This is a genomic window from Gillisia xinjiangensis (assembly GCF_046298265.1).
Taxonomy (GTDB): domain Bacteria; phylum Bacteroidota; class Bacteroidia; order Flavobacteriales; family Flavobacteriaceae; genus Gillisia; species Gillisia xinjiangensis.
In genome coordinates this window covers 300808-315604 of the sequence record NZ_JBKAHK010000006.1, presented here as the reverse complement: position 1 = coordinate 315604, position 14797 = coordinate 300808, and the positions used below count along the sequence as shown (strand labels likewise).

Here is a 14797-nt window from a genome sequence, read left to right as displayed (position 1 = left end):
TTACATTTGTTGAGGTTACCGTCGCGTTTAAAACCGGCGGTTGCGTGATTGTCAGATTTGAATTTAGGGTTATTGTACAATTGGTATTTGCCGCATCCCGAATGACTACCTGATAAGTAGCATTATTAAGATTGCCGAAATTTCCGCTATCCTGCCAGTTCGTCCCATTATTGATACTGTATTCAAAAGTCCCGTAACCACCTTGAGGATTTGTAACTGAAATTGTACCATCATTGGCCCCGTTACAGGTTACATTTGTTGAGGTTACCGTCGCGTTTAAAACCGGCGGTTGCGTGATTGTCAGATTTGAATCTAATGTGATTGTACAATTGGTATTTGCCGCATCCCGAATGACTACCTGATAGGTAGCATTGCCCAACCCGGAAAATTCTCCGGAATCCTGCCAGTTCGTCCCATTATTGATGCTGTATTCATAAGTGCCGTAGCCTCCTTGTGGATTTGTAATTGAAATTGTGCCGTCAGTGGCTCCATTACAGGTTACATTTGTTGAGGTTACCGTCGCGTTTAAAACCTGTGGTTGCGTGATTGCCAGATTTGGATTTAAGGTGATTGTACAATTGATATTTGCTTTATCCCGAATCAATACCTGATAAGTAGCATTATTAAGATTGCCGAAATTCCCGGTATCCTGCCATGAAGTTCCATTGTTGATGCTGTACTGAAAAGTTCCGTAGCCTCCTTGTGGATTTGTAACTGAAATTGTGCCGTCATTGGCCCCGTTACAGGTTAAGTTTGTTGAGGTTACCGTCGCGTTTAAAACGGGCGGTTGCGTGATTGTAAGATTTGAATTTAGGGTTATTGTACAATTGGTATTTGCCGCATCCCGAATGACCACGTGATAGGTAGCATTGCCCAACCCGGAAAATTCTCCGGAATCCTGCCAGGTCCCCCCATTATTGATGCTGTATTGAAAAGTTCCGTAACCACCGGCAGGATTTGTAACTGAAATTGTACCATCATTGGCCCCGTTACAGGTTACATTTGTTGAGGTTACAGTTGCACTTAAAGCCGTCGGTTGTGTGATTGTAAGATTTGAATTTAGGGTTATTGTACAATTGGTATTTGCCGCATCCCGAATGACTACCTGATAAGTAGCATTATTAAGATTGCCGAAATTTCCGCTATCCTGCCAGTTCGTCCCATTATTGATGCTATATTCATAAGTGCCGTAGCCACCTTGAGGATTCGTAATTGAAATTGTGCCGTCATTAACACCATTGCAGGTAACATTTGTTGATTCTACTGTCGCTGAAAGAATCTCAGGAGCTGTGATCACCTGATTTCCCAAATCAATTACACAAGCGGTATTTGCCGCATCGCGTATCCGGACATCATAGGTGCCAGGTGCTAGATTTGGATTGTTCAATCCTGCAGTCCAGGTTGAACCGCCGTTGATGCTGTATTGATATGTTCCATAACCACCGGCTGGTGAACTGATGGAGATCGAACCATTATTTGTTCCAAAACAGCTAGGCTGTGTATTCGCTACTGTTGCTGAAAGGACATCAGGATAGGTGATCACCTGATTTCCCAAATCAATGATGCAAGCGGTATTTGCCGCATCGCGTATCCGGACATCATAGGTACCAGGTGCTAGATTTGGATTGTTCAATCCTGCAGTCCAGGTTGAACCGCCGTTGATGCTGTATTGATATGTTCCATAACCACCGGCTGGTGAACTGATGGAGATCGAACCATTATTTGTTCCAAAACAGCTAGGCTGTGTATTCGCTACTGTTGCTGAAAGGACATCAGGATAGGTGATCACCTGATTTCCCAAATCAATGATGCAAGCGGTATTTGCCGCATCGCGTATCCGGACATCATAGGTACCAGGTGCTAGATTTGGATTGTTCAATCCTGCAGTCCAGGTTGAACCGCCGTTGATGCTGTATTGATATGTTCCAGTACCACCGGAAGGCGAACTGATGGTGATTGAACCATTATTTGTTCCATAACAGCTAGGCTGAGTAGCCGCTACTGTTGCTGAAAGAATAGCAGGTTCCGAAACATAATGCGTTGAAGATACAGAACTTTCCGAGTCGGATACTGTTACAGTATAAGTTCCTGCAGACAGACTGGAAATATCCTCAGAAGTATCATTTCTTCCGTTTCCTGACCATATATAGGTATAAGGTCCTGTTCCTCCCGTAACTGTTATTGCAATTGTACCATCATTTCCGCCATTGCATGAAACATTGGTTTTAGAATCTAAGGAAATTGAATGCCCTGCCGATTTATTGATAGGCTGCCCAATAGAATTTGATAAAAGATAATTCTTTAAGGAATTACCATAGATATTCTTTTTAATAAAGGTGTTAAGATTATAAAACCCGAAAATTTGAGAAATTTTCTTCTCAATGGAAAAATCAAAGGGTTTTTGAAGATTATGAATTTGCTTTTCCTTGAAGGATTTGAAAGTATAAGGATCGGCTGTAATAGTATTATACTCAGCTAAATATCCAATATCTAAAAAATTTAGAGATGAAGGGGAGTAATTGGCATAAGTAATAGAGGAACCTAATAAAAATACGATAAGCAGGACGGTTCTAATTTTTGGGGTAATTTTCGCCATTCAATTCTTGTTAAAAAATTGAGAATAAAATTACATATAATGCGGATAAGTTGAATTTGATATGTTAATTTTTCGTTGTAAGCTTAAATTAATCGGATTAAAAACCACTTAATGGGAATTAATTATTATAAATTGTAAGCTAATTCTTACTAATTTGATATGATTATCTTTTTGCTTACCACCCTGCCTTCAACTACAATTTGAACGATATATACCCCTGAGCTATAATTTCTTACCGGCATTTTGAACTCTTTTCCTCCGGGAAGATTACTATGCCCTTCCAGTTTATTCCCATTGAGGTCAAAAATGTACATATTGGTAATAGAAAGTTCATGCGGATTAAGGATTTGCAGTTCCCTATAGTTTTGACCATGACGAATGCTAATTCCAAACTCTTCCTTGATCTCAATTGGGTCTTCTCCGGGAACTTCCGTAACAGGAGGCAAGGGCTCATCTTTATAAAAAATGATCTCAAACCGGTCGTGGATAAATCCTGGTTCAGAAGTTGAGGAATATGCCGATTTTCTGAGGTCATGAATACTATCATTCAACTTATCATTAAGGTAAACCTTCATTCCATTAGGAGCATTTTCTACGGTATCTATCCTTATGGTGAATTCCTTTTCCTCTTTGATCTTAACGCCCAACGGAAGTACTCTCTCCTTGTTGAAATCGGGCACCCCCTGAATAACCAGTTTATTATTGCCCTGAATCCAATAAATATCTTCAACATTGTCATCAAAGAGGTTTGCATCGTAACCAAGATCAAAACCATCTGTTGTGCCGGGTACGGCTCCCACGAGGATTTGACGGCGATAACCTATGGGTGAGGAAAATGAAAGTCGGATTTTTTGGAACTCTGAATTTTTAGATTTAGCAGTTTTTTCTACTATTTCGGGTTTAAGGAAAATGGAATTATCAGTGCTTTCCTTTTTAAAAACTCGGTAAGAATTCTTAAATATAATATCCCCTCCTAATCCATTGTTGGAAACGGGGTCAGTTGAATTTATTAAGAATCCCTGCCCCACTGGTATATATTGTTGGGGTAATTTTCCGCTAGTTGTCATGTTATCATTAATTCGATCATCAGAAGAAGTTGCACTGGATACTCCTCCTGTTAAATTATAAGTTGCATAACCACCAATATATTCTTTTAAAATATGATCTACCACCACAAAATGATCCCAGAAATATATAGAACCATCAAAAACGGGGTTTGCAGCCGTTCCATAATCCTGAATAAACTGATCTGCATCAATAGCAGAGGGATATGGATTTCCAATCAAATAGTTTTGGTTACCTCCCATTGTTAGGGTTATATCACCATTATGAGGTTTTCCTCTAAAGGTATAATTTTGCCCGTCATTTAATGCAGCATCTCCCGCTGTACCCTTCATAGTAAAACCTTCCCCGGTTTTTAAAGTACCATTTTCAAGAATGTGGTCCCATTCTGCATAGATATTTGCTGCAGCAGGTGAGTACCCCCATAGCCAGTAAGTACTTACTATAATCGGGGACTGGCGGGTTCCATCTGCAGCTCCGTGATAATCCTGGAAGTTTATTCCATCCGGAGCTGCCGGGTTTGTTCCGTCAAGTAGTACACCTCCAACAGAATACCCTCCATTATTGGCGGTGTTAGTTCCGGAAATACTTACCGGCGAAGACCAGTAATTATAAATAAAACTGTTTCTCTTACCTTGTTGGTCGCGGTCTAGATAACCGGAGCTGGCTTCATCAACAATACTTAATTCAGGTTGTAACAATTGAGATTCACCGTTAAGGTCAATAATCCCATCCAAACGCAGATAATGCGAAATTGTGAGGGCATTACCGGTTCCTACTCCTAAGTGAGACTCTGCTGTCGGAATGGTTCCTAACATATCTAAAGTATTTACCTCTGATATTAATCCCAACACAGTTATAGCTCTATCTGCAGTTATGTTGTGAGAAGTCTTCACAATATTCCAGTCAATACCACCGGTATTAGGGATTTTCCAAACATCTGGCCGTGCCCAGGTTGTCGCGATATCCCAGGAATTATTGCTACCTGAGAAATAAGGAAGCGGCGCTGTATTTTGCTGGTTGGTGGACATATTTATTAATCTACCAGGAACAGCTGTTATAGCAAGATCAATAGTGAAACCATTAATTGGTTTTAAAGTATCGTCATAAGTGACAAGTCCTTCAGGATCAGGAATTGCAGATATTAATTGGTAATATCCAGAAAGATTGGCATAATCAGGTGCATCCGGATGGTCCATATCTACTACCACACCAATATTTCCCATGCCCTTAAGGCGTTGGTTCATGGTAAATTGTATGTTTTTTTCTGTAATTGCACCATTCCAAATCCGTACCTCTTCAATCCAACCGGAAAAATGATTTTCTGCTTCTTTTTCAGAGGAATTCCAGCGAGCCCCTATTAAGGTCTTGCTTCCTCCAGCCCCGGTTATAGAATTGGAACTTTGTAGAAATCCATCAATGTATAATTTATCGTCACTAGTATACGCAATATGATACCATCTACTATTAGGTGATATAGTGGCTGGTAAGTCTTCCATTTTAATTTCAAACCCAGGACCGGAAATAATTGTTCCTGAAGATGCATCAGTTAACCCACTTTCTTCAAGTTCTCTGTCAAAAGGTCTGATCCATGCTTCTATACTATAATTACTTCCTGTATAATTTGTTCCTAAATCAACATAATCATTGAAGCCATCAAAATCTAATGCTATACATCCTTCAATAACTACATCTAAAGGGGTTACTATCGGAGGACAAGCTTCCGGATTTATGTATAGATCACCATTTTCATCTAATTCCGTGGGTTCCAGTATCCAGGATACGGTATAAGAACCTGTTCCTGGGGCAGATAAAATAGCGTTAGGATCATTTATTGCATCTATGCCATCATCTGGATCTGAATCTACTAAAGTACCTCCATCTATTATCCATTTACCAATATATCCATCAGGGGTAGGAAAACTAGTAACAGGCTCACCCTTTCCATCCAAAACATTAGCAGTAAGTTGAACATTAAAATTACCACAAGTTCCATACGAGGCAGTTACGCTTGTGGTATATTTATCGAATACAAATACTTCAATTCGCTGTGCATTTTCGGCGACCTCACAAGCATCCCCGCTGGAGTTATAAACTAATTTAGTTTTTACCTCAAAAGTGTTTAATCCAATTTCAATGGGTGTATAATTTTCAGAATTATTAGTACCTATGAGAATGCCGTCGGGAAATGCGGGATCTGTATAGTCACGCCATTCCATTGTAATTCCATTTGGACCTTCAGGTATGTCAATGTTGTCAACCGCCCAAATATCACCAGGCCTTGCACCGGAATAATTAAACCGTATTCTTAAGTTAGGGCGTCCCATATAATCTCCCAGGTCAATTAAAATTTTATTTTCGGGATGAGAATCTATAGTTCCTGTTCCAAAACTTGTAGTATTGCCACTCGCAATACCTTGTGTAGCATTTGCAGGTACCTCTCGAATATATAAGGTTGTATAAGTATTACCGCCATCTGTAGAAATTTCAACTTGTAGGGATGACCCCGGCGTCAGAACATATGCCTGGTCAAAAGTTAAGATAGCCTGATCCGTTGACCCTATGGTGAATATAGGAGTTTCCATTGTAGATCTATAATTTCCAGAGATGAGGCCAAAACCTTTATTTCCATCTTCAATTCCGGTATCAAAAACAACACCTGAGGTACTAAAAGGAGAATTTACGGAAGCGGTAGTAAAAGCACGAGGAGTGGCTCGTTTCCATCTGTCAAATTCGGTATTGTTCGCATCTGTATCAAAGCCAAGATCTCCGGAAATTCCCTCTCTTCTTATTCTCCATCCGTGGTTGGTTATAGAAGCATTGTCAAAAGCTCCCTGATCTAGGAAGGTGCCTCCATTTTCATATCCAGTCTCAGAACTTAAAGTAACTTCTTCTCCCAAACAAACCACTCCAGGTTCTACCGTTACGGGACTGGGTTTTATGTCTGAAGGTATTACACTTAAAATAGCGGTTTTAGATAAAGCAGGGGCAACACAGGCACCACTGCTAACTTCTACCTGGAATACTGTAGTTTCATTGAATCCTAAAGTCTGGATCTGCACAGCTGTCAATGTATTACCGGTAAACACTTCCCCTCCTATAGTTAATGTAGTATAACCAGTAGCATCCCAACTTCTGTATCCCCATCTTACAACATCGCCAACGGTTCCTGTTAAATTTAAATCCACCGCATAATTTCCGGTAGCATTCTCACAAATGGTAAATACTCTGCCATTACCAGCAAAAGCTAAATCTCCTCCAACCGGAAGTGGATCTATTGTAACTTCAACTTGGTTAGAGGCCATTTCCTCGCAAACTCCATTTTTCACTATAGCACGAAAGATGGTATTTGTTGCAAGATCAGCAAAATCAAGGGTTGCTGAAGTGTTGGTAATTTCGCTCCAGTTGGTTCCACCATCCGTCGATGATTCCCAGTGTTGAATTTCTCCTGTATTCCCTTCAAGAATAAAAGAACCGGAAGGGGAGCTAATACAAACACTTTCCTGACCTGAAATGGTCCCGGCTATAGTAGTTTCATCTACTTTTACAGTTACTTCAGCTGTATTTTCACAACCATTCGCATCTGTTACAAAAACATTGAAAGTATAATCACCTGCTTCGGTAGGAATATGTGAAATGGAAGCTTCGTTACCGATCACTTCCTCGCCATTATACCAGGTGTAAGTAACACCTCCGGTAGCTGTTAACTCAGCAGGACTTCCAAAGCAAATAATGTTTTCTTCTACTGAAGCGGTTACTTCAGGTAAAGAATATACAGTCACTGTTATTGATGCACGGTCACTTTCACAACCTAATCCGTTATTAGGAGTTTGGCTTACCCAATAGGTAGTTACGCCAGGATTTTCTGTATTGGGTTGAGGAGCAGAAGTTAAAGCTTCTCCTGTTTCCGAATCATACCAATTTAAAATGGTATTTGAGTTACCGGTTGCAGTCAGAAGTACAGCAATTTCCCCTAAGCAATATTCAATTACCGCTTCTTCTGATGTAAGGGCAGGAACAGATGGTTTTTCTTTTACAGTAACCTTTACCTGTACTTTCTCACTTTCACAAGCTTCAGGTTGTTGAGTTACCCAGTAATAAAAATCACCCGGTGTATTTGTTGCCGGAATTGGCGCAGTAGGTTGACCTGCATCATTAGCAATAAAATTTTCATCGTTTTCATTAAGGTACCATTTAAGGTTGGTGCCCAGATTAACAGTAAAGGCTTCCGGAATTTCATTTTGGCAAACAACTAAGTCCTCTACTTCCGGTAACGCGGGCATGTCATTAAGTCGTAACTGGAATGGATTTGTAACTGCTGTAGAACAGGTGAATTCCTCGGGTCCGGTAATTTCCACATAGTAATCCCCATTGTAGTCTACTGTTACTCCCGTGATTTGCAAACTACCTTCATATTTTCCTTCAGAATTTAATACAGCTTCATTGATGGTAATTTTAGAGTCGGTGGCATCAACTGGAACACCATCCTTATACCAGGCAAAAGCAAGAGGAGAATTACCGGCATGGGCAATGAATTTCATTGTGGCTTCCGAAAATCCATCCCCGCAGATCGGAACTTCTGCTGAGGGTTCGTCTATAATAATATTTTCATCCACATTAATAGTCACTCTTGCTGACTCAACAGGATTATCTTCATCATTACATACATCTTCTCCTCTAACAACAACGTAGTATTCACCTGCATGGGTCGAGGTTGTGTTATTAAAAGAAAGTGTTGAAGAGTAAATTCCATTTGAATTAGTAATAATAGCCCCATCAGTCCTTTTCCATTGGTAAGAAAGATTGTCACCACTGGCAATAATAGTAAGTTCTGAAGGTTCTGTAGAACAAATCCCTATATTTTCAGGTTGGGTAGTGATTAACACCTCTTCATTAATAAATAATTCCATAGTATCTGATGCGGTGCCACAAGGGCCATCCGGATTATTGGAAGTGAAAGTTAGAATTACTGAACCATTTAAGACATCGGAATCGCTTGGAGTATATTCAGAATTAATAGAGTTGTTATTAAAAGTACCGGATCCATTTGTGGTCCAAATTCCTTCTGAAGCACCACCGCCCAAAGTAGCTGCCATAGTACCTACCCCATTTGAACAAATTGTTTGGTCCGGTCCTGCTTCAGCAATTGCACTTGGATTTACTGTAATGTCAAATGTATATGGAGTGCCTTCACAATCGTTAGCTGTAGGTATTACGGTAATTGTAGCATTAATTGCCACTTCTGTACTATTTTGAGCAGAAAATGCCGGAATGTTCCCCATACCAGTTTCAGCCAAACCTATTGCCGTGTTGGAATTGGTCCAGGAATAGGAGGTTCCGTTTACATTAGAAGAAAGGACAATTTCAGAAAAATCCTCGCCGTTACAAACTATGACATCCTCAATGGTATTTACAGTGGATGCCGGGTTAACAATAATTTCAAAGGTTACAGGTTCTCCATCACACCCATTAGCCCCGGGGATTACTGATATAGTTGCGGAAATTGGCTCATTCCCATTATTATCGGCAGTAAAAGAAGGAAGATTACCTGTCCCGCTTGCAGCAAGTCCTATGGCTGTATTAGTATTTGTCCAGCTGAAAGTGGTTCCGGTAACTGTTGCCCCGGAAAAATCCAGCTGAGCCAATGTTTCCTCATTACAAACTACTATATTTTCTGGTGCAGTAAAAGCAGGAGTAGGATTAACTGTAATTGTAAATTCCTCCGGGGTTCCGTCACAACCATTAGCAATAGGAGTTACTGTTATAGTAGCTTCTATTGGTTCAGTTGTGGTGTTTGTAACAGAAAAGGTAGAAATATTTCCGGTTCCTTCAGCAGCTAAGCCAATGGAAGTATTAGAATTGCTCCATTTGTAGGTTGTCCCTGAAATATTGCTGCCGCCAAAAACAATATTCTCGAGGTTTTCTCCATTACAAACGGTAAGATCTGCAGGTGTAGTAAAAGTAGCTGTAGGATATACCGTAATTTGAAATTCCTGAGTTGGCCCTTCACAATTATTTGCAGTTGGAGTAACAATTATATTAGCAACAACTGGTTCGTTAGTATTATTTACAGCAGCAAATCCATTTATGTCTCCGTTTCCTGAATCGGCCAGGCCAATGGAAATGTTGTCATTAGTCCATTGGTAGGTAGTTCCGGAAACACTGCTACCTCCAAAACTTATTGTAGATGTTTGGGCACCCGCACAAACAAATACCTCCCCCGGTTGTGTAAAGGTAGGTCTTGGATTTACCGTAAGTGCTCCGGTTCTTGTTGCGTTAGTACAATTTCCTGTAGTTGTAACTGTATAATTAAAAGTTCCGGATTCAGTAGGAGTGCCGCTTAACGTAAATACTCCGTTTTCATAATTTCCGGAAACTCCGGCGGGAAGTCCGGTTGCAGTTGCGCCCGTGCCTGCACCTGTTATGGTAAAGGGGATAGATGTAATCTCAGAATTGATACAAACCGTCTGATTTTTGTTAGTGGGATCTGTAATAGCAGCAGCAGATTGAATTGTAATAATCATTTCATCTGTTTTGATGTCACAACTACCCGCGGGTTTAACAGATTGAATCCTAATGGTTACTGTTCCCCCATTCCTTAAAGATGAAGGTATAGTGTAAATTCCTTTTAAATCACTTCCCTGATTATTTTTAAATGTACCTCCGGCCCCGTTATCACTCCAATTCCAATCTTTTTTTTGTGTGATCACACCACCAATCTCACCATCAAGATTTATTTCTATAGTTCCCGGGCAAACAGTTTGGTCTGGCCCGGCACCAACGTGGGCAGCTGTACCGGTAGTGACCGGAAGGCTGATAGACTGAGTAGTGCCGCATTCTGATCTTCCATTAACGGTAATATTTCCTGCACTGGCATTTACGCTAGCTGTAACTGTTATTTCATTAGATCCTTGGCCATTAGTAATCGACCAACCTGAAGGTAAGGTCCAATCATATGAGGTTGCTCCCGTAATTGATCCAACTTTATATTTTAAGCCGGAAACTGAAGGACATATTGCTGTTGGGTTATGGGCAGGATTGGAATTATCCCATTGAGGCGTTTCACTTGTTATAAAGTTGTCCACCTGAACCGGGATTTCATTACTTTTTGCAGATATGACATCCCCCAGACAAATATCATTTGAAGCTGTTATTACAACTGTTACGACCTGACCATTAGTCAAAGATGAAGTAGTGAAAGTTGAATTGTTTGTACCAACATTATTGTTATCTGCCTTCCATTGATAGGAAGGAGTTCCTCCACCATTTACAGAAGTGGCTGTAAAAGTTATGCTGCTACCAGAGCACAGAATGTTATTATTATCATTAGAAGAAATTGTTACAGATGGTATTAAATCAGGATTAACGTTTGTTTCAATTGAATTACTTGTTGCAGTGATAGTAGCGAGACAAGTCTCACTTGAAGTCATTGTAACTGTTACTACCTGTCCATCCATTAAGGTTGAAGTGGTAAATGTTGGACTGTTGGCACCAACATTAGTATTACCTATTTTCCATTGGTAAGAAGGATTAGTTCCTTCATTGACCGGAGTAGCTGTAAAAGTTACCGGGTCCGTAGGACAAATATCACTGTCGCTCGTTACAATTGTAACTTCCGGTGTTAGGTTTGGATTAACTGTTGTAGTGATAGCATTACTGGTGGCTGTTGCAGTAATTAAACAGGTTTCACTGCTGCTCATTTCAACAGTAATTATCTGCCCGTCGGTTAATGCAGTTGTTGTAAATGTTGAGCTGTTGGTTCCAACATTGGTTCCGTTAACTTTCCATTGATATGTAGGATTAGTACCTCCGTTGGTAGGAGTTGCGTTAAAGCTCACTGAGGTTTCTGCACATATAGAATTATCTGCATCATTAGAAGAAATTGTTACAGAGGGATTTTTATTTTCGGTAATAATTATAGATCCTGTCAGAGGAGCAGAATCACCGCAAGTCCCAGTTGCATTTACCGAATAATTGTGAGTTCCCGTTTCTGAAGTTGAACCCTGAATAGTAAAAACTCCGTTACTAAATGATCCTGTTATTCCAGAAGGTAACCCTGTTATAAAACCACCAGTTCCGGTTTGACCTATTGAATAAGTTATTGGACTAATACTTCCGTCTGCAACTCCTCCGGCAGCACATACTGTCTGAGTATTATTTCCTGATGTTAAAGCGATAGTCGCATCAGGATTCACAGTAATTGTTCCTGTTGCTGTTTTCTGAGCACAGGAGCCTGTAGTTAAGACAGTATAAGAAAAAACTCCATTAGCAGTAGGTGAACCGCTCAACACATAATTTCCGCCACTTAAAGATCCTGTAACTCCTGGTGGTAATCCGGTAACTGTAGCATTTGTTGCTCCGCCACCTAAATCAAATACAATATTTTGAAGGGGTTTATTAATACAAACCGGTTGATCATGGTTTGCCGGAGTGCTAATAGTGGCATCAGGTTTCAATTCGAAAGTCGCCGATGTCGCCTCAGCTGTTGATGGATCCGCACAATTAATATTACTTGTTAAAACAACACGAACTGTATTGTTACCTTCGACAAAATCAGAGGCAGAAAAAGTAGCCAATGCTCCGGTTTTTACAACCGGACTACTCGAATTAATATACCAAGCGTACTGGGGACTTGTTCCTCCATTGGTGTTTGACGCGGTAAATGTTATACTTTCTCCAGGGCAAATAGAAGTTTTACTGGCAGCAATAGTGACTGTGGGAGTTTTATTGGTATTCACGGTCATAGTGTAATTACTACTTGTTGTGCTGCAGGTGGTGTCATCAGAAGAAGTAACAGTAACTGTTACCTTATCGCCGTTATTCAAACTTGAAGAAGGAAACGTATTGCTATTAGTCCCTGCATTTACTCCGTCAATCTTCCACTGATAAGTGAAGGTTCCTGTTCCTCCATTAGCATTTGCAGTAAAAGTCACCGGAGTCCCTGCGCAAATTGTATTTCCTGTATCAGCAGAAATACTAACAGTCGAAGGACAAGCCTGCCCAAACCCCTCCACGGGATTTAGAAAAAATAGCGAAAATATAAATAGTATACAAAGTAATTTTTTCTCCATGATAATATTATTTAGGAGTTTTCAATTAATGTAAGGGGGAGAATTGAAGACGTTTAAATTGAAATGAAACTTTTGGGGAAAGCTTGTTAACGATCTAAGATACAACGATTTAAAATTAAAACCCTGCCTTTTCGGCGAAGGGTATTAATAATCGTTAAAAGAGCGACCTGAACGATGAATTAACGGGATATTTAAAAAAGTGAGAAGTTTTACCCTACAATTTTAGGTTCCCTGTAGTAAATTTGAAGTGTGTCTATAAAAAAACCCACAAACTTTTCAGTTTGTGGGTTTTTTAACTGGTTATATTTAAAAATCTACTCGCCCATAAATGGGTATCTGTAATTGGTTGCAGGAACAAAAGTTTCCTTTATAAGTCTTGGCGAGATCCATCGCAGTAAATTGAGTTTAGAACCTGCTTTATCGTTGGTTCCACTGGCTCTCGCTCCTCCAAATGGTTGCTGACCAACAACGGCTCCTGTACATTTATCGTTGATATAAAAGTTTCCGGCAGCATTCTGAAGGGCTTTTGTTGCCTGTGTTGCAGCATATCTGTCTGTAGAAAGAATAGCTCCGGTTAACCCGTAGATACTGGTTTCATCTACCAGTTTTAAGGTTTCTTCCCATTTTTTATCGTCATATACATAAATAGTCATCACGGGTCCGAATAATTCGGTTTCCATGGTGGCATATTTAGGATTGGTAGTTAAAATAACTGTTGGTTCTATAAAGTAACCTTTAGATTTGTCATAATTCCCACCAACGATTATTTCAGCATCTTTATCTTTTTTAGCCCTATCTATAAATCCGGCCAGTTTATCAAAAGAACCTTCGTGAATAACAGCGGTAATGAAATTGCTCATATCTTCCGGGGAGCCCATTTTAAATGAATTTACATCTTCAATGATGAAATTCTTTACTGCAGGCCACAAGCTTTTAGGGATATAACCCCGTGAAGCTGCGCTGCATTTTTGTCCCTGAAATTCAAATGCTCCCCTGGTAATAGCGGTGGCAACCTGTTTTGCAACAGCGCTTGGGTGAGCTACTATGAAATCCTTTCCGCCGGTTTCTCCCACGATCCTGGGATAGGTTTTATAGGTGTGTATGTTTTGACCGATTTTTGCCCAAATTCCTTTGAAGACATTTGTGCTTCCGGTGAAGTGAATTCCGGCAAAATCCGGACTTGCAAGAATTGTATCCGTAATCATTACAGGATCTCCCATCACCATATTTATAACTCCATCCGGCACTCCCGCTTCTTTAAACACTTCCATAACCACCTGGGCAGAATATACCTGGCTGTCACTTGGTTTCCATATAACTGTATTTCCCATTAAAGCTGCACTGGATGGCAAATTTCCGGCGATTGCAGTGAAGTTGAACGGAGTGATTGCATACACAAATCCTTCCAGGGGACGGTATTCCAATCTATTCCAAACCCCTTCAGAGGATTCTGGCTGGTCTTCATAAATTTCTGCCATATATTCTACATTGAATCTGAGGAAATCTATAAGTTCACAAGCGGAATCGATTTCAGCCTGAAAAATATTTTTGGACTGAGCTATCATGGTAGCTGCATTGATTCGGGCCCGGTATGGTCCGGCTATAAGATCGGCTGCTTTCAGGAAAATAGCTGCACGTTGTTCCCATTCAAGATCTGCCCAGGCGGTTCTCGCTTCAAGCGCCGTGGAAATAGCCTGGGTGATATGTTTCTTTTTTGCAGTATGATAAATTCCAAGGTTATGCTTATGGTCATGTGGGGGATGCATAGTCTCCGTATCGCCTGTTTTTATCTCTTCGGAACCTATATAAAGCGGAACTTCCATTTTGGTGTTATACATGTCCTTGTAGGTAAGCAATACTTCTTCCCGTTCTGGAGTTCCAGGAGCGTATGTTTTAATTGGTTCATTCACTGCCGTTGGAACTTGAAAAAATCCTTTTCCCATAATATTTTTGTCTTTTTTATGTTTTTATTTCTGGTCGCTAAAGATAAAAAAATTAAAGGGTTTTTATCTGTTCACCATATAAGGATTTACCTAAACCTAATTAATTTTGTAAATTCAGAATTCTT

At 40.2% G+C, this 14797-nt stretch carries 3 protein-coding genes; all 3 read right to left on the bottom strand.

Annotated features, from left to right (window positions below; genetic code table 11):
- Window positions 1-2596, bottom strand: a 2596-nt coding sequence (locus ACKGJN_RS12515) for a beta strand repeat-containing protein (protein WP_409539868.1), incomplete at its 3' end; no start/stop codon positions are given.
- A 149-nt stretch (window positions 2597-2745) separates the two neighbouring features.
- The gene (locus ACKGJN_RS12510) at window positions 2746-12729 is read right to left on the bottom strand and encodes an Ig-like domain-containing protein (RefSeq protein ID WP_409539867.1); all 9984 of its coding nucleotides are present in this window, start codon (window positions 12727-12729) and stop codon (window positions 2746-2748) included.
- Window positions 12730-13043: 314 nt separating this feature from the next.
- On the bottom strand, window positions 13044-14672 hold the full coding sequence (gene pruA / locus ACKGJN_RS12505) for an L-glutamate gamma-semialdehyde dehydrogenase (RefSeq protein WP_409539866.1): 1629 nt from the start codon (window positions 14670-14672) through the stop codon (window positions 13044-13046).
- Between the last annotated feature and the right edge of the window lie 125 nt (window positions 14673-14797).